The following is a 19529-nucleotide window of genomic DNA, read 5'->3' on the forward strand; positions in this document are numbered from 1 at the left end:
ACAGTGTAACAGTTGTAGGTTTAACAGGATACCGTCCCGTTTCGTCCGGGACGGTTTTTTATATTAAACTTAGCCATATTCCTACTTTTTTATGTATCTTAACAAACTTTAACAAATACTACTGCAGCAAATCATTATTTTTGGGCCTTAAGCGCCATTTTTGTTAATCCGGGTAACAATAACGCTATGCGACGCAACCATGAAATAGATTACCGTATCTATGGTGAAGAAATACAGATTGTCGAAATAGAACTCGATCCACAGGAGACTGCCGTGGCCGAGAGTGGTAGTTTTATGATGATGGACCAGGAGATACAGATGCAAACCATGTTTGGTGACGGTTCACAGTCTAATCAAGGTATTTTAGGAAAGTTAATGTCTGCCGGTAAGCGAATGCTGACTGGGGAGAGTCTTTTCATGACTGCATTTACGAATGTGGGGAATGGAAAGAAACGTGTAAGTTTTGCGGCACCTTACCCGGGTAAGATAATCCCCATGGATTTGTCCCTGATGGGTGGCAAGGTGATTTGCCAGAAGGATGCGTTCCTATGTGCGGCGAAGGGGGTGAGTATCGGAATAGAGTGGCAGCGTAAGCTGGGAACGGGGATCTTTGGAGGTGAGGGTTTCATCATGGAAAAGCTGGAAGGTGATGGTATGGCTTTTGTGCACGCAGGAGGGTTGGTATTAGAGAAAGAATTACTGCCTGGGCAGGTATTAAAAATAGATACAGGATGTCTGGTCGCCTATACTTCAGGAATAGATTTTGACGTTGAATTTGTACGGGGAATAAAGAATATGGTATTTGGTGGCGAGGGTTTATTTTTCGCTACATTGAGAGGACCCGGCAAGGTATGGGTACAGTCGTTGCCTATTAGCCGATTAGCAAGCAGGATCATATCATATGGAACAGTTCGCCGAAAAGAAGAAGGTAGTATACTGGGCGGATTGGGAAATTTACTGGATGGAGATTGATAAATAATAATTAAACTGAAACAGAAATAAACTGTTATAACTGGAAATAATCAGACGTATTAAAAAACTGGTATCTTTGAAAACCGCCTTATTGAATAACCGTTATTAGCAGGTATTTTATAGAATTGACATCATTAAACAGACAAAGAGTCAAATAACTGTTGTAACTGGCAGAGGAAAAAATTGATAAACCGGTCATTACTGATTAACAGTGAAACAAAGTGGTACCTTCCTAAAGAAGAAGACCTATGATCATAAGATTTATTTATTGAAAACAAGATTATCAAACGGAATACTATACAGACAGAAAGGAATATTGACTAACCGGTAATTTTTATATAAACTGATATTATTGATAAGCAGTATTAGCAATTAACAGAAAGAAAAATTAGCAAACTATACATACTAGAATAACTGGCGCTATTGCATGGCGGTATTGAGTCCTGCATGATAGTGACGGGCATTATGGACTATTAAAATAATTGTACACGTTAAGGATTCTGTAACACCAAAAGGGCCATTGAATACTCAATTTTTTTAAGTAGAGTCTTCGTTAAAAGCAGAATCTCCCCGGAAACAATGGAAATTGAATTATGTTTGATCTATCATGGGCATTTGCCGAAGAGCAGGACCGAAAAGACACATTGAAAAACTATAGGAATCAGTTTTATTTCCCACAGCGGAATGGAAAGGATGCGATATATTTTTGTGGTAATTCGTTAGGTCTGCAACCGAAGAATGTACAACCGGCAGTAATGCAGGAGTTAGAGGACTGGCAGCAATGTGCGGTAGAGGGTTATTGGGGAGCCAGGAATCCGTGGTTGTATTATCAGCAATATTGCAGCCGGCCGATGGTGGAAATAGTAGGTGCCAGCCAGGAGGAACTGACAGTAATGAATACACTAACTGTCAATCTTCACTTGATGATGATGACATTTTACAAACCGACAAAGGAAAAATTCAAGATATTAATGGAAGCAGGTGCGTTTCCCAGCGATCAATACGCTGTGGAGACCCAGGTGAAACTGCATGGCCTGGATCCGGCAACGGCAATAATAGAAGTAGCGCCCCGTGAAGGAGAATTTTTAATACGCGAGGAAGATATTTTTCAGATAATTGATCAGGAAAGTAGTAGCTTAGCGCTTATATTATTGGGGGGAATAAACTATTATACCGGCCAATTGTTTAATATGCAGTCCATTACGGAAGCGGCCCATAAAGCAGGGGCTGTAGTCGGGTTCGACCTGGCACACGTAGTAGGAAACGTACCTGTGAAGTTACACGACTGGGAAGTAGATTTTGCCGTGTGGTGCTCATATAAGTATCTAAATGGAGGCCCCGGCGCAGTTGGAGGAGCATTTATACATGAAAGACATGCCCGAGACAGGAACCAGCCAAGGTTAGGCGGCTGGTGGGGCAACGAAGAAACCATCCGTTTTAAAATGGAAAAAGGCTTTGAGCCTAAAAACCGTGCAGAAGGCTGGCAAATAAGCACGGCACAGGTATTTAACATGGTAGCATTGAAAGCCTCGCTGGAACTGTTTGAATCAGCTGGTATGGCAGCTTTGAGAGATAAAAGTATACAACTTACCAATTATCTTGAATTCCTGTTAAAACATATAGAAAACATAAAATTTGAAATAATTACGCCTAAAAATTGTAAGGAACGCGGCGCCCAATTATCTTTGCTTTTCCATGACAGAGGTAAAGAAATCCAACAAAAGATGACGGAAGCCGGTATCATAGTGGACTGGCGAGAGCCCGGAGTCATTCGGATTTCACCGGCGCCCTTATATAACTCTTATGGAGACGTATTTCATTTTTATGAAATCATAGCAAATATTGCTTAAAACGCTTAATTAAGTACGATGAATTTTGAGAGAAACGAACGCCCCCGCAGGCCCTACTCTCCTCCTGGTGCAGACAAAGACCAAGATCCCAATAAGGAGAGACCAGGCGGTTACTTCAAACCCGATTTTAACAATGAAAGGGAGGGCAAACCTGGTGGTTACAACCAGGACAATGACAGACCTAATTTTAACCGTGACCGCGGCGAAGGCGGCGGTGGCTATAATCGCGGTGATCGCGATGGTGGCGGCGGTGGATATCGTCCACGCGACAACGGTGGCTATGGAGGTGGCGGCGGTTACGATCGCGGCGGCAGTGGTGGCTACGGTGGCGGCGGAGACCGTGACTTCAACCGTGAAGGCGGTGGTGGTGGCTATAACCGCGAAGGCGGTGGTGGCGGCTACAATCGTGGCGGCGGCGGTGGTTATGATCGCGGCGGCAGTGGTGGTGGTGGTTACGATCGCGGCGGTGGCGGCGGTGGTTACAATCGCGGCGGCGGTGGTGGTGGTTACGATCGCGGCGGTAGCGGCGGTGGTGGTTACGATCGCGGCGGCGGCGGTGGTGGTTACAATCGCGGCGGTGGCGGCGGTGGTTACGATCGCGGCGGTGGCGGCGGTGGTTACAATCGCGGCGGCGGCGGTGGTGGTTACGATCGCGGCGGTGGCGGCGGTGGTTACAATCGCGGCGGCGGTGGTGGTGGTTACGATCGTGGCGGCGGTGGCGGTGGCTACAACCGTGGCGGTGGTGGCGGCTTCGGCGGCGGTGGCGGCGGTGGATTCCGTCCAAGACCAGGTGGCGGTGGCGCAAGACGTCCGTTCACTCCTAAACCAGATAACAAAATCTACTTTATCGCCTTGCTGCCTACAGCAGAGGTAGGTAAAGAGATCATCAAAATAAAGCAGGATTTCGCTGAAAACTTCGGTCCTGTGTATGCGCTGAAAGTATTGCCGCATATCACACTCCAGGTTCCTTTCACAGCTGATCCGGCACTGGAAAAAGCTTTCTGCGATGAACTGGCTGAATTTGCTAAAACACAGGCGCCTTTCGAAGTGTCCCTGAATGGTTTTGGTACATTCCCAAACAAGCAGAACCGCGTACTGTTCATCAATGTTGAGAAGAGCGAAACTATGAGCGCCCTGCACAGACAACTGATCAACTTCCTGCGTAAGGAATTTGGCTTCAGTACCATGCTGGCTCGTACAGGTTTCACCCCTCACGTAACCGTGGCCTTCAAAGACCTCGAAGATGCACAGTTCGAAAAGGCTTGGCCTGAATACGAAAACAAGGAATACACTGCTTCATTCAAAGTGAACAACCTGTATTTCCTCCGTCATAACGGTAAATCCTGGGAAGTACTGCAGAAGTGCAAACTGGGTGGTGCGTGATCGGAATGAGATTAACACTAATGAAAAAGAGGAAGGCGATTGCCTTCCTCTTTTTTTTATTTTCCGTGGATCATTATTTTCCGTGGATCATTATTTTTCTTGGATCATTATTTTCCGTGAATCTTATTTTTTGTAAATCTGATTTCCTGTAGATCTTTACTTCTTGTATATCCTGTAAGTATCTCCGTCTTTTAACCAGCCCGAGTTGGTCATGTCTGTAATTGAATCCAATACCTTCGGTAATGGTGGGATCCGGACAAACATTCTATTTAGATGGAAGGTGTCTATCGCTCTTTCTGCTACAATCTTCACCCCATAATAATTCTCCAGCGTTTTGAGTATATCATGAATTTCTGTACCATCAAACACAAATTTATTCTCCTTCCACGCTATAAAATTCGCATCATTATTTGCATTCTCTTCAGGCTGTTTCCCTGCTGCAAAAGTTACTTTACGACCCGGTGTCACCACTAGTTTATGCGTATCATGTGACACTGCCACCTTTCCAGTTACCACTGTAACTTCCACAGGTGTGGCAGCATATGCCCTAACGTCAAAAGAAGTCCCCAATACCTGCGTCTGTGTTTCATTCGCATATACCACAAATGGTCTTCCCGGTTGGTTCGCTACCTCAAAAAATGCTTCCCCTTCCAGGTGAATCGCTCTTTCTGCACCAGCCAGTTGTTTGTCATAACGTAAACGACTGTTTTGATTCATATATACCTTACTACCATCAGGCAGGGTAATAGTCGTCTTTTCATTAGCCGCTGTGAGCGTCGTGATTTCATTCGGTCCACGCAGCGTGAAGTAGAGTAGGGTCGCTACTGCAATACCAGTAATACTGGCTGCGATACGCAGGTACATTTTCCTGTTGCTCACCACCTGCAATGCTGATGTGTCAGTTGTATATACACGCTCTTTGAAGCGCTGCCAGTTAGCTTCGGTATCAGGGATAAATGTGGTGTCGTGATCACCGGTGATTGTCCACGTACGCCTGATCTCATCGAAGTAGCGACGATGCGTAGCATCTTCATCCAGCCATTTTTGCAACATGGTTCGCTCAGAAGGGGAGAGTGAATTCTCCAGCGAGCGTACAATCAGCGTATCAATATTTTCAATTTGCTCAGACATATATGTCAAAATTGTAAAAGTAAAGGATAAAGCGCCGCTCCTGCTATAAACAGGATAGTGACCTGCAGATAATCCTGCAGGGAAATTCGTAATTTTTTCAGGGCCGTCACCATCTGGTTCTCTACTGTTTTTACAGAGATATTCAGGGTAGCGGCAATCTCCTTGTATGATAGTTCTTCATATCGGCTAAGTATAAAGATCTCTCTGCACTTTTCCGGCAGCCGGTCTACAGCTTGCTGAATATGTTGGGTAGTTTGTTGCAGGTTCATACCAGCGCCTGGATTTTCCGCCTGTACTGGTTCATGCTGTTCACCTAGTTCCATATGTACGCCTCTACGCTTTTTTTTATCAACATAATCCAATGCCATATTGATCGCGGCTTTGTGCAGGTAAGCTTTAAAGTAAACTTCCTGTAGTTCAGCCCGACGGTTCCATATCTTAATAAATACGTCCTGTGCAAGGTCTTCCGCAGTGGCAGTGTCCTGTACAATGCGGTAGATTGTCTTGCAGACAAACGGAAACCAGTTCCTGAACAGTGTTTCCATGAACAACTGCTCATTCTCCTGTAATAATTTTTGCAATGCAGCATTTTCCGGCATGGTACAAAAATAACCTTTGTCCGTATTCCCGCTAGCATAGGTAGGGGCAGTACTGGAAAATGTCCTGAGTACAGCTTGCATATGTGACAATTAATTTGCTGTGATATAATAGATAACGGTTGTCACAGCTGATACCCCTATGTGATGGGAAAATAAAAAAGTCGGAAGATTATTTCTTCCGACCATGACCAGGGCAGGTGCCCCTTAAAAAAAATGAAGCCGGCCATACTGAAGTATGGAACCGGCTTTTTGATTAACCCCTATGAAAACCAACTATTGCTATCTTAAATTATTTCTCTGCCAGTTTAATTTCTCCGAGATCTGTTGCTTTGCCATCTTCTACTCTCACATTTGCAATCGTCACATCCTGGAATGGACTTTTGGCAGAAACTATCACGGTATATGTGCCGGCTTTGGCCTGTTGTAAGGAAAAGGTTCCATCATTAACAGTCGCCTTCAAAGTATCTGTTCCCATAATCGCCCATGCATTGTTTGCACCATCTGCAGGAGTTACTTTTCCTGAGATACTTCCTTCATCACTTGTCCTGAATGCATACGCACAGAATACAGCAACCGCAAGGACTAACATTATTTTTTTCATGGTCGTTTCAATTGATATGGTTAATGCAGTAATAAAATCAATTAGCATGCCAACGGGGTAGAAATCAAATCATGTAATATCAGGTTTAACATTCCTTTATACTCAGCTGCAAGAGGTTGCTATAAACATCGAAGGAGGTTTGCCATCAGGCAAACCTCCTTCGACTCCCCGAAAAGAAAACGCTTTTGCCGAAGGCAAAAGCGTTTTCTTTTCGATTGTTTTATTTTAAACTATCTTCTATTCAACTTAGACAGCAGTCGCAGTATCTCAAGATACAACCACACCAGCACCACCAGCAAACCAAACGCTGCATACCACTCAAACCACTTAGGCATACCTTGTGCTGCACCCTGCTCAATCATATCAAAATTCAGAATCAGATTCAGCGCAGCAATCGCTACTACCACCAATGAAAAGATAATACCAATCATGCTACCCTCATGCAGAAAAGGAATGTCTACAGAGAACAGACGCAGTACCAACGCAATCAGATAAAATACTGCAATACCTGCAGTCGCTGTATACACAATCGCACGGAACTTCTCAGTCGCACGCAGCACACCCAATCTATAAAGCACCAGCATTGCGACAGCAGTACCAAAAGTCAGACCTACAGCCTGCAGTACAATACCATCATATAATGAGGAATACATTGCGGAAATAACGCCGAGGAACAAACCTTCTGCCAGTGCATAAGCAGGTGACAAATAAGGCGCCCATTCTTTCTTAAAACTAATAACGATTGCCAGTACAAAACCACCGATACCACCTATCATCAGGAAAGGAATATAGTTACCCTCTCTTGCGAGGATACCCCATGAGTAAACAGCAGCACAGATCACCAGCGCTAAGAGGAAAGCAGTCTTGTTGGCAGTACCCTTTACTGTCATTGAATTGTCCGTAGACTTCAGGGCAGCCTGCTGAAATGTCTTTTCATTCAGGACGGGATTATTGGGTTGGAATAATGCCATGATGTTATAATAATTATTTGTCAGCTAAATTACGATTTTCACTCATAAATATCGTAAACCAATTGCGAATTCCCTGTTAAACTCCGTAACTATTACTAAAAGTTATGAGCCATAACTTTTAGCTATGCTGGCGGAAAGACAAAGTCTACCGACTTTGTGTACTTTTGTTAAAATTCAGCCTTCCGGAAAGTATATGATTTAAAACAGTAAATACTACCCTCCGAATCGTTAAATTTACAGCCTGAAAAAATATCAGTCGTTAAATAAGATCTTAAATGTCAAATACTTCGGTTCAACAGATAGAAGATGTGGTGATCAAGTTCGCTGGGGATAGTGGTGACGGTATGCAGTTGACGGGAACTCAGTTCTCCAATAATACCGCCCTGGTAGGTAATGACCTCAGCACTTTCCCTGACTTCCCGGCCGAAATCCGTGCCCCTCAGGGTACCCTGGCCGGTGTGAGCGGCTTCCAGCTCCACTTCTCCTCCAACCGTATATTTACCCCTGGTGATGCCTGTGATGTACTGGTGGCTATGAACGCAGCAGCGTTGAAGGCCAACCTCAAATCCCTGAAAAAAGGCGGTATCATCATCGCAAATACTGACGGTTTTGATGCAAAAAACCTGCGCCTCGCCAATTACCCTGATGGTGTAAACCCACTAGAAGATGGTTCCCTGGTGAACTTCCAGCTCCATACCATGGACGTAACCAAGATGACGCGTGAAGCGCTCAAGGAAAGCACCCTCGGTATGAAAGAGAAAGACAGGGCCAAGAATATGTTCGTGCTTGGATTCCTCTACTGGTTGTACGACCGTAGCCTGGAAAGCACCGAAAACTTCCTCAACGACAAATTCGGAAAGAAACCTGAAATCTTAGATAGCAACCTGAAAGTGCTGAAAGCAGGTTATAACCTGGGCGATACCGTAGAAGCCTTTACCACCCGCTACCGTGTGGAAAAAGCAAGAATGGAGCCCGGTACTTACCGCAGCATTACAGGTAACACTGCCCTCTCTTACGGCCTCATCGCCGCCAGTCAGAAGGCAAACCTGCCCCTGTTCCTGGGTACTTACCCTATTACACCGGCATCTGATATCCTGCATGAGCTGAGCCGTTATAAAAACTTCGGTATCCGCACTTTCCAGGCAGAAGATGAAATCGCAGGTATCGCTTCCGCAATCGGTGCGTCCTACGGTGGCCACATGGGGGTAACTACTACCTCCGGTCCGGGTATGGCACTGAAAGGTGAAGCCATCGGTCTGGCAGTAATGCTGGAAATTCCGCTGCTGATCATAAACATTCAGCGTGGCGGTCCTTCTACAGGTTTACCTACCAAAACGGAACAATCTGACCTTTTACAGGCATATTATGGCCGTAACGGGGAGTGTCCGTTGCCGGTAATCTCCGCATCCACCCCATCAGACTGTTTTGATGTGGCTTACGAAGCTTTCCGTCTTTCCATCGCACATATGACACCCGTGATCCTGCTGAGTGATGGGTATATCGCAAATGGTGCTGAGCCATGGCGTTTCCCTAAGTCAGACGACCTGAAGCCAATTCCGGTTAAGTTCAAAACAGCACTGGAAGAAGGTGAAGACACTTATCTCCCTTATCATCGTGATGAAAACCTGGTGCGCCCCTGGGCAGTACCTGGTACACCTGGTCTGGAACACCGTATCGGTGGTCTGGAAAAACAGAACATCACTGGTAACGTGAGCTACGATCCTGAAAACCACCAGGTAATGGTACGCATCCGCCAGGAAAAAGTAGATAAGATCGCAGATCATATTCCTCCTCAGACTATAGAACTGGGTCCTGAAAAAGGTAAGGTACTGGTACTGGGCTGGGGTTCTACCTATGGTTCAATCAAGACTGCCGTACTGGAACTGCTGGCAGAGGGACACGAAGTAGCACATGCACATATCCGCTACCTGCGCCCATTCCCTAAAAACCTGGGTGAGATCCTGCACAACTATGATAAAGTATTGATTCCTGAAATCAACAACGGTCAGCTCATCAAGATCATTCGTGAGCAATTCCTGATCGATGCACAGGGTTATAACAAGATCATGGGTGTGCCTATCACAAAAGGCGAATTGGTGATTAAGATCAGGGAGATGCTGCAGGCATGATAATCAGCTAACTAATATATAGGCAAAAGATCCTGTCCCCCGGGGCAGGATTTTTTTTGTATATTCATTTATCGCCAAATGTCTATTATGAAAAGCCTCGTACTGTCTTTATTATTTTCATTCCTGATGCTGGAAATAGCCGCACAAACGCATAGCTATGAAATTCGCTATGGTAGTCATGTGATTGGCAACATTACCGCTGTGCAGAAAGTAACAGGAACCGCCAGAAAGATTGCTATCCAGAGCAACGTTGATATGAAACCCCTTGCTAAGTTTAACCTTAATATTAACTGTGATTACGACGACAATGTCCTGTTGCTTGCCAATGCAAAACGTACTACCGGAAAGGAGGGAGACGATAAGTACAGCATTACTAAAAGAGATGGAAAGAATTACAGCATCAATCACAATGGGGAACGGTCAGTGCTGAACAATACAGATATCGTACATACGGTAGCGGAGTTATACTTCTTCGAACCTCATCATATCACCAGTATATTTTCAGAGCTGCAAGGCGCCTTCCTGCCACTCAGGTCATTGGGGAATGGATTATATGAGCTGACCCTGCCAGAGGGCAAAAAAAACGTGTATAAATACGAAAAAGGCACATTGGTACAAGTAGAGATACCACAGGCATTTGGAAAAGCGCTGGTGGTTAAAATAACTTAGAATGGGTTTAAATAAGCTGAGGATAGCTTGCGCTACCCTCAGTGATTGTTTTAGTCTATAATTCAGTCTAAAATTTAGTCTATCACCTTTTCAATGATCTGCCCACTCACCTTATCCTTCAGGATCACTTTCTTCGTACCATAATGCGTCATTTCTTCCTTGACAAGATAATACTGTGAATCGTAATCCTGCTGAGTAACGTCTTTACCTACATTTTCACGACCTCTCCATATCTCCAGTTTTACCGGCTCCCACAATTTAGAAGCTGCACTGCGATAAGCGGCATCCAGAATAGCATTCACCACATACCCGTCGTAAAACGTTTCCTGTGGTGCACGTTGCTGCTCCATGGCTGCGAACATATCGGTGAACATGTGATTGTAGCCCAGGTCATTCAGTTCATCGCCTACAGGGAATAACCATCCGCTGTTGCTTTCCGCTTTTTCAGCTACATAGTCTGCCCCCTTTCCGGTGGTGAACATATCAAAACCTGTACGCAGGAAATTGTTGATCCAGATAGTACCTTCTGTACCCATCACTTCATCACGCAGGTCCAAACCACCTCTGAAAGTCCAGCTGACTTCAAACTGCCCGATAGCGCCATTTTCATACTTCACTAACCCGATGGCATGGTCTTCGGCATCGATAGGTTTTACCTGTGTATCGGCCCAGCACATCACCTCTACAGGTTTTATGTCTTTGCCGATAAATGAACGGGCTATTTCCACGCAGTGACAACCCAGGTCCAGCATACAGCCTCCGCCGGCTTGTTCCTTATCCCAGAACCATTCGCTGTGCGGGCCGGGATGTGTTTCTCTGGATTTTGCCCAGAGTATTTTGCCCAATGCTCCGTTCTTCACGCTATCAAGTGCTTTCAGGAACTTGGGTGTATATACCAGATCTTCGAGATAACCATTGAAGATGCCTGCCTTTTCTACGGCTTCCAGCATACGTTTGGCTTCTTCTGCATTACGGCCCAGGGGCTTGGTACAGATCACGCCTTTTTTATGTTTACAACAGAGCAATACCGCTGCCTCATGTAGATTGTTGGGCAGTGCAATACATACTACATCCACATCAGGATGGGCAATAGATGCCTCCATATCGGTCGTCCAGTGTGCTACCTGGTAGTCTGCTGCGAACTTTTGTGCACTTTCTTCCCTGCGGGAATAAATACTTACAATCTTATCACGGCTACGCTGCCCCTGTAACGAGTCAGCATAAAATCGGCCTATGAAGCCTGAGCCTAACATGGAAATACGTTGCATACTTACAGAGCTGTTTTGGTTTGTTTTTCCTTGAAGAGTACGAGGAAGAGGAAGCATACCACCAGTGCAATACCTGCAGGAATGATCCACACCCGGCGCCAGAATTCAGCTAAAGGCAGATCCTTGTAATGATCAGAAATAAGACCTGCTACCCAGAAACCGATCAGCATACCTACACCATAGGTAGCAAGCGTGATCAGACCCTGTGCGGCACTCTTATATTTTTCACCTGCCTGGGCATCTGTATAGATCTGACCAGACACGAAGAAGAAGTCGTAACAGATACCATGCAGTGCAATACCGATAATCAGCATAAACAACAGATCATTTGCATCACCATATGCGAACAATGCATAACGGATGGCCCATGCCAGCATACCAGCCATGATCGTCTTTTTGAAACCATATTTCTTGAAGAATACGGGGATCAGGAGGATCAGGAAAGTTTCTGACAACTGACCAATGGTCATCATCACCGTTACATGTGGCATTTTCATTTCTTCGAAGAAACGGTGTGCATTCTGGTAATAGAACGCCAGCGGAATACAGATGAGGATAGAGGAAATAAAGAAAATGAGGAAGTTACCATTCTTCAATAAGCGAATGGCGTCAAGACCTAAAATTTCACCAATACTTTCTTTCTGGTTTTTGTCCTTTATCGGTGGTGTCTTTGGCAGACTAAAGCTGTAGATACCCAGGATCACAGACGCTATACCTGCCATAGCAAAGGTGTTTTTCATGAATCCTGCAGCTACACCAGCTTCACTATCCCATGCAAAAGCAGAAACCAGCACACCTGCTATAATCCAGCCGATGGTCCCGAACATGCGGATCACAGAGAATTCCTTTTCAGGATTTTTCATCTGGCGGAAAGAAACGGAATTCACCAATGCTAGAGTTGGCATAAAGAGTACCATGTAAGCAAACACATAAGGATAGAATACGCTTACATCTTCGGCACGAAACATCTGGAACATCAACACAGCGCCTGCAAGGTGCAGTACGCCAAGGATGCGCTCAGCATTAAAGAACTTATCGGCAATCATACCGATGATAAAAGGAGCGATAATAGCGCCGTATGACTGTGTGGAGAATACATTGGCTGTGGCGATACCATCTGCATGAAGGTTCGCGCTCAAATATGTTCCTAATGTAACAAACCATGCCCCCCAGATAAAAAACTCAAGGAACATCATAACGGATAGCCGGATACTGGTACTTACTTTCATAACGATTTTATACTTAACAATGACGATAACTTTGCCCGTATAAGATAAGTAAAATAAAACCGAAATTCCAATAGGGTATGAAAAACGGGCTTTTTAGATGCGCCCCCGGTTAACTTAATTATAAAATCCTTTTAGGGAGCACTGTAATTCCCGACCCTTCCGCCAGCAAAGCCGATATCGGCTGCTGACTCAGCATAGGCACAAACTCATCCCCATACAATGCCGCTGTATCCACCTGATAACTATAATCAATCATGCTATGCGTTCTCCACTGTGGATGCGTCACCTGGTATTCACCGGTCTTTTCAGCGCCCATATGGGTATATCCCCAGTAATGATCAGTAATGAATGCTGCTTCGCTACCCGGGGTAATAGGCAACGGCGCCGCATCTGCTTTTGCTGTGAGATGATTCCAGTGTGCACCCACCTTCCATTCATAACTCACCTCCAGCTCCTTTTCAGCATGTTTCCATCTATGCCGCATGGCATGTGTGGCATATTTCTCTTTATAAATAGTATTAGCTACAAAAGGGATCGCATGCTTAGGCACCAGTTCCTTAATAAAAACCACGCCTCTCTTCCATTCCTGCCCATCCTTATACCTCACATAAAACCGTAGATTCACCTCTTCAAAATGCCTGTGAAATGGAATTGACAAGCCGAGCACTTTCGTATTTTGAAACATAAACCCCACGAGACTCACATAATGTGTGTCATTCCATGTATCCAGTTCGGTACGATAAGGTACATAGCGCTGCAACACAGCCGGATCTGCCTGAAAATTGATCATGAGCAGGTTGCGCCATTCAGCGGATAGAAAAGGATTTTGCATAGATTATTGTGCTTTTACCAGCGTCTTGTAGTACTTACAGGCAGGCCTGATGCCACATTCCCCACACCTGGGGCTTCTGGCCACGCAGATGTACCGGCCATGCAGAATGAGCCAGTGATGAGCGATATGAACTTTCTCTTCAGGAATATATTTCAGCAATTGCAGCTCTGTCTGCAAAGGTGTTTTGGCATTCGTCGTCAACCCGATACGTGCAGATACACGGAACACATGGGTATCAACAGCCATATTAGGCTGATGATGTATAACAGAAGTAATGACATTGGCTGTCTTTCGTCCCACCCCTGGTAGCTTGACCAGTTCTGATACTGAATCAGGTATCTCCCCATTGAAGTCTTCCATAAGCATCTGTGCCATCCCGATCAGATGTTTCGTCTTGTTATTGGGATAGCTGATACTGCGGATCAGCGGGAATAGCTCATCAAATGTGGCGTGGCTCATACTTTCCGCATCCGGGTACTTTTTAAAGATAGCCGGTGTGGTCATATTCACCCTTTTATCTGTGCATTGCGCAGACAGGATGACGGCCACCAGTAATTGATAAGGATTATCGTAGAGCAGTTCAGTCTCCGCATTGGGAGCATGTTGCTCAAAATAATTTAATACAAAGGCAAAGCGTTCTTTCTTTGTCATACCTGTAAAGGTAGGGCAAAAAGTTCTCAAAAATGTGAGTGCTAAAAGGGCCTCTTACTTAGTCGGCTGGGTCTTCTTCGCGTATTCTGCAATCGCTCTGATAGTCTCAGGCCTTGGTGAATAAATAATAGTGTCCAGCGCTTTGCGGGTTTGGTTCAGGCAGTTTTGTTCTTCGCGGGAAAGTTCAGGATCTTGATTATCCATTTTGTGCAATTTATTTGCGCTATCAGTTACAGAAAGAAAAGTAGAAAATAGATGTGTAGAATTCCCCATGCAAATAAGTTTTAATACAAATGATTAATTCATAACAGTATAACGGAGATTATGCAAAATGTATTGTCAAAATAAACGAAATATTTCGAAAGATATGATAAGGAAAGGATGGGCGGTAGGAGAGAAATGCTTGATAAATGGGGATTTGAACAGAAGGGGCTGTTATTTTTCCTCAGTGAAGATGAAAAGGTCCTCATCATCCTTTTTCATCAGGTATTTCTCACGGGCAAACTTTTCCAGTTTATCAGGACTGGACAGTAATTCTTCCTGTTCTTTGCGGGTTTTAATAATTTCTTCGCTGAAGAAAGCCTTCTGCTCTTCCAGCTTATTCACTTCGGAAGTGAGTTCGTACTGGGAGATGAAGTTCTTGCTATCAATAAATGCCAGCCATATTACAAATGCCGCTGCTGATACGAAGTATTTATTTCGCATATACGCAGGGATCTTTATGGACTTTAATTTAGATAACATATCGGGCGGAAAGGTACAGAATTCATGCCATACCCAAAAAAAATCCGGGTTTTGACGTAAATCAAAACCCGGAATATTGACCACTAATGAAAACTCGGCAGTTAAAATAAATTATTCACTTGCACGAACTCCAATTTGTGAATGATTACTTCTTACCAAATTTAATGGATTTTCCCGGAAAATAAGCCGTAGTATCCAACTCTTCTTCGATACGCAGTAACTGGTTGTATTTTGCCATACGGTCAGTACGGGAAGCAGAACCGGTTTTGATCTGACCGCAGTTCAGGGCAACAGCCAGGTCAGCGATGGTAACGTCTTCAGTTTCGCCGGAACGGTGGCTCATGATAGAAGTGAAACCAGCTTTATGTGCCATGTTTACTGCATCGATAGTTTCAGTAACAGTACCGATCTGGTTTACCTTGATCAGGATGCTGTTAGCGATAGACTCGTCGATACCTGTTTTCAGACGTTTTACGTTAGTTACGAACAGGTCGTCACCAACCAGCTGTACGTTAGCACCTACAGCTTCAGTCAGTTTTTTCCAACCTTCCCAATCATCTTCCGCCATACCGTCTTCGATAGAAACGATTGGATATTTCTTGCACCATTCAGCCCAGAAAGCAACCATTTCATCGCTGGTGATCACCTTGCCGGAGCTCTTGTAGAATTTGTAAGTTTTGTCAGCGTCGTTAAACATTTCGCTGCTTGCAGCATCTAGTGCGATACCGATCTGCTCACCTGGTTTGTAACCAGCAGCTTCGATAGCCAGCAGTACAGTTTCGATAGCTTCTTCGTTGCTCTGGATATCCGGAGCAAAACCACCTTCATCACCTACGTTAGTGCTGTAACCTTTCTTTTTCAGTACAGATTTCAGGTGGTGGAAGATTTCAGTACCCCAACGCAGTGCTTCAGAGAAAGAAGGTGCGCCGAAAGGAACGATCATAAACTCCTGGAAATCAATCTTATTGTCAGCGTGTACACCACCGTTGATGATGTTCATCAGAGGAACTGGCAGGGTAACAGCATTTACACCACCCAGGTAACGGTACAAAGGCAGTTCAGCCTGTTCAGCAGCAGCTTTCGCAACAGCCATAGATACAGCCAGGGTAGCATTTGCACCCAGTTTACCTTTATTTTCAGTACCATCCAGTTCGATCAGATATTTATCGATACCGGCCTGGTCAGATACTTCCCATCCTATCAGTTCTTCAGCGATAATGTCGTTGATGTTGGCTACAGCCTGCAAAACGCCCTTACCCATATAAACCGATTTATCATTGTCACGCAGCTCTACCGCTTCGTGCTTACCAGTGGAAGCACCTGAAGGTACAGCGGCACGGCCAAAGTTACCGTCTTCTGTTGTTACATCTACCTCTACTGTCGGATTACCACGGCTATCAAGAATTTGCCTGGCATGGATTGCTGAAATGGTACTCATTGTTATAAGTTGTTTTAAATTTTATTCGTCAATTCCCTGAAGATAGTTTCCAGACTTTGAGAATTGCTCTGCAAAGAAAGTATGTTCCTGTTATTTATCAAAGCAAATTGTAGTAGGTTTTTTCGCACAATTTCCAGATCATTGGTATACAACTGCCAGCTTTGGGCATCTACCTGCCTGACGTGAGTCACACCGCCGATTGACAATAGCTCTGGCTCATCCGGCCCCTGGCCACCAAAGCTCACTTGTATATAACCATTATCGTCACCACCTTGTTGTAAATTGGTCAATGAATCGTCAGCCACTATTTTCCCCTTATTGATAATGATGACCCTGTTACACATTGCCTCTACTTCCTGCATGATGTGGGTACTGAGTACGATGGTCTTTTCTTTTCCCAGGTTTCTTACCACATCCCGGATCACATCCAGCTGGTTGGGATCAAAACCGTTAGTAGGTTCGTCCAGGATCAGCACCTCCGGATCATGGATCAGTGCCTGGGCCAGGCCCACACGCTGCTTGTATCCTTTGGAAAGTGACTGTATTTTTTTACTTACTTCCGGTGTCAATCCCGTCAGCTCAATGATTTCTTCAATCCTGCGCTTGCTATTGCTGCCCAGATTGTGTACCTGCGCCATAAAACCCAGGAACTCCCGGACATACATATCCAGGTATACAGGATTGGATTCTGGCAGGTAACCTACCCGTTTACGAACTTCCAGCGGATGCGTAGCCACATTGAACCCACATACAGTAGCTTCACCACTGGTGATGGGTACATAACCAGTAAGCATCTTCATGGTCGTACTTTTGCCCGCACCATTGGGTCCCAGAAAACCAACTACCTCTCCCTTACCCAGCGTAAAGGAAATATCGCTGACTGCTTGTTGCTCTCCGTAGACTTTGCTGAGTTGTTTGACTGTGATTGACATTAGGTTTTTCCGGTTTGGCGGGGCTAAAGTACGGAATTTAATAATTTGTATCACCCCATTTTAACCTAACATAAACATAAAATACCTGCGAATGCTTTATATTCACGGGCACATTGTATAATCTAACAACCCGGATTTAAAATGGCAATAAATTTAGTAAAGGGACAAACCATTGACCTGCGCAAGAATGACAAAGGTGAAAGCTTCGATCTGTCTGCTGTAACAATCGGATTGGGATGGGATATCCGCAAATCCAGCAGTGGCGGATTTCTGGGGAAATTATTAGGTGGTAGTAAAGAAGCCGAATATGATCTGGATGCAATCGCATTTCTGCTCGATAAGAACGGAAAAGTAGCAGATCTTGGCAGGACAATGAAAACAAATGATGGTCGCAACATCAGCCTCCACCAGGGCGATGTGATCTTCTTCAACAGCCAGCAGCACCCTTCGGGACATATCTGGCTCACTGGCGATAACCGTACCGGCGCCGGGGATGGAGATGATGAACAGATCATCGTAAAACTGGACAGCCTGGATCAGAAGTATGACAAGATCCTTTTCCTCGTTACCATCTATCAGGGCCGTCAGCGCAATCAGCACTTCGGTATGGTAGAAAACGCATTCATCCGCGCGGTAGACAAAAACGGTAAAGAGATTGCCCGCTTCAGCCTTTCGGGTGATGCTGCTTATAATAATATGCAGGGAATGATCTTCGCCGAAGTATATCGTAAAGACGGTACCTGGAAGTTCAGGGCACTGGGTGAACCAAAGCCGAATGATAGCTTTGTGGAAATCCTGAAAAATTACGTGTATTGATCGCGATAGAAAATATCAGACATATCTCGCTGGATGTATGGATGACCCTCATCCGTTCTAATCCTGCTTACAAGGAATTGCGGGCTGCCGGATTCCGTAAATATTTCCGGCTGGACGAGCATTCCCCGGCTACCGTCCAATCCGCGATGCGGGAAGTAGATGTGCTGGTAAATAATATGAATGAAGTGACGGGCAGGAATGTGCACACCTTTGAAATATACCTGTTATGCCTGCATAAACTGGGCAGAGAGATAAAAGGGATCACAGAAAAACAATTATTAGATTGCTATACAGCGCTGGAAGAATTGTTCTTTCATTATCCGCCCGTACCGTTATACAATAATCTGCATACACTGTTCGAAGGTATCAGGGCCACTGGCCGAACCATCAGCTTACTTAGCAATACCGGTTTTATACAGGGGCCGGCATTGCGCAGGGTTATGCAGCAGTTGGGATGGGAGCAATATTTCTCCTTCCAGTTGTATTCAGATGAAATCGGGCATTCCAAACCAGCGCCACAGTTCTTTGCACAACTGCTGGAAAAGGCCCGCTACCTGCATGGTGCAGGGTTATCGCCTGCCCATATCTGGCACCTGGGCGATAATCCACTGGCAGATGTGGAAGGGGCTACAACCGCTGGAATGACGGCCTCGTTGACAACAATTGAAAAGCAGCCGCTGGATCAGCTATTACAACTGGCGGCCTTTGATCATGCAAAATAAAATGCACTATGGCAATCAATCTGCAAAAAGGTGAAAGAGCAGACCTGGCATTACCGAAGTTCACCATCGGACTGGGCTGGGATGTAAATGAATCGCACTCCGGGGCTGAGTTTGACCTGGATGCTTCCGTATTCATGCTGGGAGATAACAGGAAGATACCTGCTGATGAATATTTTGTATTTTATAATAACCTGGAATCGCCGGATAAGTCGGTAAAGCACTCCGGAGACAATCGTACCGGTGCTGGCGATGGAGATGACGAAACACTGACGGTAGACCTTTCTATCATCAACCCTGCTATCAAGGAACTGTGTGTAGTAGTAACTATCCACGATGCTGCCAGCCGCAAGCAAAACTTCGGACAGGTACGCAACAGCTTTATCAGGATATTTGATGCAAACACCAACCAGGAGATCCTGCGCTATGAGCTGGGAGAAGATTTCTCTATAGAAACAGCAGTAGAGTTCGGCCGCATTTATAAACGTGAAAATAAATGGCGTTTCGAAGCTGTTGGCGCTGGTCAGCGCGGCGGCCTGCAGGAATACGTAGACCGATATGCCGGATAATAACCGGATCATATAATATTTAGAAT

20 protein-coding genes are annotated in these 19529 nt (G+C 45.1%); 8 read left to right on the top strand and 12 right to left on the bottom strand.

Going from position 1 to position 19529, the window contains the following annotated elements; all coding sequences use genetic code 11:
• Positions 1 to 186: 186 nt before the first annotated feature.
• The 3 genes from SIO70_RS07075 to SIO70_RS07085 all read left to right on the top strand — a co-directional run bounded on the left by SIO70_RS07075 (position 187) and on the right by SIO70_RS07085 (position 4205).
• The gene (locus tag SIO70_RS07075; protein WP_320580243.1) at positions 187 to 972 is read left to right on the top strand and encodes a TIGR00266 family protein; all 786 of its coding nucleotides are present in this window, start codon (positions 187 to 189) and stop codon (positions 970 to 972) included.
• A gap of 593 nt (positions 973 to 1565) precedes the next feature.
• Positions 1566 to 2822, top strand: coding sequence for a kynureninase (gene kynU / locus SIO70_RS07080; protein WP_320580244.1), 1257 nt, complete (start codon positions 1566 to 1568; stop codon positions 2820 to 2822).
• Positions 2823 to 2840: 18 nt separating this feature from the next.
• Positions 2841 to 4205, top strand: a complete 1365-nt coding sequence (locus tag SIO70_RS07085) for a 2'-5' RNA ligase family protein (protein WP_320580245.1) — start codon at positions 2841 to 2843, stop codon at positions 4203 to 4205.
• Between the two features lie 156 nt (positions 4206 to 4361).
• Here SIO70_RS07085 and SIO70_RS07090 read toward each other — a convergent pair whose 3' ends face one another.
• From SIO70_RS07090 to SIO70_RS07105, 4 genes are all read right to left on the bottom strand, one after another.
• On the bottom strand, positions 4362 to 5336 hold the full coding sequence (locus SIO70_RS07090) for a FecR family protein (RefSeq protein ID WP_320580246.1): 975 nt from the start codon (positions 5334 to 5336) through the stop codon (positions 4362 to 4364).
• Between the two features lie 5 nt (positions 5337 to 5341).
• The gene (locus SIO70_RS07095) at positions 5342 to 6016 is read right to left on the bottom strand and encodes an RNA polymerase sigma-70 factor (protein WP_320580247.1); all 675 of its coding nucleotides are present in this window, start codon (positions 6014 to 6016) and stop codon (positions 5342 to 5344) included.
• Positions 6017 to 6224: 208 nt separating this feature from the next.
• Complete coding sequence (locus tag SIO70_RS07100; RefSeq protein ID WP_320580248.1) at positions 6225 to 6536, bottom strand: carboxypeptidase-like regulatory domain-containing protein; 312 nt, start codon at positions 6534 to 6536, stop codon at positions 6225 to 6227.
• 230 nt (positions 6537 to 6766) lie between these two features.
• Positions 6767 to 7507, bottom strand: coding sequence for a Bax inhibitor-1/YccA family membrane protein (locus SIO70_RS07105; protein WP_083723386.1), 741 nt, complete (start codon positions 7505 to 7507; stop codon positions 6767 to 6769).
• Positions 7508 to 7782: 275 nt separating this feature from the next.
• Here SIO70_RS07105 and SIO70_RS07110 point away from each other — a divergent pair, with 275 nt between their 5' ends.
• Positions 7783 to 9636, top strand: a complete 1854-nt coding sequence (locus SIO70_RS07110) for a 2-oxoacid:acceptor oxidoreductase subunit alpha (RefSeq protein ID WP_320580249.1) — start codon at positions 7783 to 7785, stop codon at positions 9634 to 9636.
• 87 nt (positions 9637 to 9723) lie between these two features.
• Entirely contained in the window at positions 9724 to 10305 is a 582-nt protein-coding gene (locus SIO70_RS07115) for a DUF6134 family protein (protein ID WP_320580250.1), read from the top strand.
• Between the two features lie 74 nt (positions 10306 to 10379).
• Here the strand turns inward: SIO70_RS07115 and SIO70_RS07120 are convergent, their stop codons facing one another.
• The 8 genes from SIO70_RS07120 to SIO70_RS07155 all read right to left on the bottom strand — a co-directional run bounded on the left by SIO70_RS07120 (position 10380) and on the right by SIO70_RS07155 (position 17399).
• Positions 10380 to 11573, bottom strand: coding sequence for a Gfo/Idh/MocA family oxidoreductase (locus tag SIO70_RS07120; RefSeq protein WP_320580251.1), 1194 nt, complete (start codon positions 11571 to 11573; stop codon positions 10380 to 10382).
• A 2-nt stretch (positions 11574 to 11575) separates the two neighbouring features.
• Entirely contained in the window at positions 11576 to 12802 is a 1227-nt protein-coding gene (locus tag SIO70_RS07125) for an MFS transporter (RefSeq protein WP_320580252.1), read from the bottom strand.
• A gap of 118 nt (positions 12803 to 12920) precedes the next feature.
• Positions 12921 to 13634, bottom strand: a complete 714-nt coding sequence (locus tag SIO70_RS07130; protein ID WP_320580253.1) for a DUF2071 domain-containing protein — start codon at positions 13632 to 13634, stop codon at positions 12921 to 12923.
• Positions 13635 to 13637: 3 nt separating this feature from the next.
• Positions 13638 to 14285: an endonuclease III gene (gene nth, locus SIO70_RS07135; RefSeq protein WP_320580254.1), complete on the bottom strand. Its 648-nt coding sequence runs from the start codon at positions 14283 to 14285 to the stop codon at positions 13638 to 13640.
• 54 nt (positions 14286 to 14339) lie between these two features.
• Positions 14340 to 14489, bottom strand: a complete 150-nt coding sequence (locus SIO70_RS07140; RefSeq protein ID WP_320580255.1) for a hypothetical protein — start codon at positions 14487 to 14489, stop codon at positions 14340 to 14342.
• Positions 14490 to 14720: 231 nt separating this feature from the next.
• Positions 14721 to 14990, bottom strand: a complete 270-nt coding sequence (locus SIO70_RS07145; protein WP_320580256.1) for an FtsB family cell division protein — start codon at positions 14988 to 14990, stop codon at positions 14721 to 14723.
• Positions 14991 to 15174: 184 nt separating this feature from the next.
• Entirely contained in the window at positions 15175 to 16467 is a 1293-nt protein-coding gene (gene eno, locus SIO70_RS07150) for a phosphopyruvate hydratase (RefSeq protein ID WP_320580257.1), read from the bottom strand.
• A 14-nt stretch (positions 16468 to 16481) separates the two neighbouring features.
• Positions 16482 to 17399, bottom strand: coding sequence for an ATP-binding cassette domain-containing protein (locus tag SIO70_RS07155; protein WP_320580258.1), 918 nt, complete (start codon positions 17397 to 17399; stop codon positions 16482 to 16484).
• A gap of 141 nt (positions 17400 to 17540) precedes the next feature.
• Between SIO70_RS07155 and SIO70_RS07160 the strand changes: the two genes are divergently transcribed.
• The 3 genes from SIO70_RS07160 to SIO70_RS07170 are packed head-to-tail and all read left to right on the top strand — an operon-like array spanning position 17541 to position 19503.
• Positions 17541 to 18215 (top strand): TerD family protein, encoded by a 675-nt coding sequence (locus SIO70_RS07160; protein WP_320580259.1) that lies wholly within the window; start codon positions 17541 to 17543, stop codon positions 18213 to 18215.
• Positions 18212 to 18937 carry an HAD family hydrolase gene (locus SIO70_RS07165; RefSeq protein WP_320580260.1) on the top strand — a complete coding sequence of 242 codons (726 nt, stop codon included), beginning with the start codon at positions 18212 to 18214 and terminating at the stop codon, positions 18935 to 18937. Before SIO70_RS07160 ends, SIO70_RS07165 begins: the two co-directional genes overlap by 4 nt.
• A gap of 8 nt (positions 18938 to 18945) precedes the next feature.
• Positions 18946 to 19503, top strand: a complete 558-nt coding sequence (locus SIO70_RS07170) for a TerD family protein (RefSeq protein WP_320580261.1) — start codon at positions 18946 to 18948, stop codon at positions 19501 to 19503.
• Positions 19504 to 19529: the final 26 nt, after the last annotated feature.

This window comes from Chitinophaga sancti (genome assembly GCF_034087045.1).
GTDB classification, from domain to species: domain Bacteria; phylum Bacteroidota; class Bacteroidia; order Chitinophagales; family Chitinophagaceae; genus Chitinophaga; species Chitinophaga sancti_B.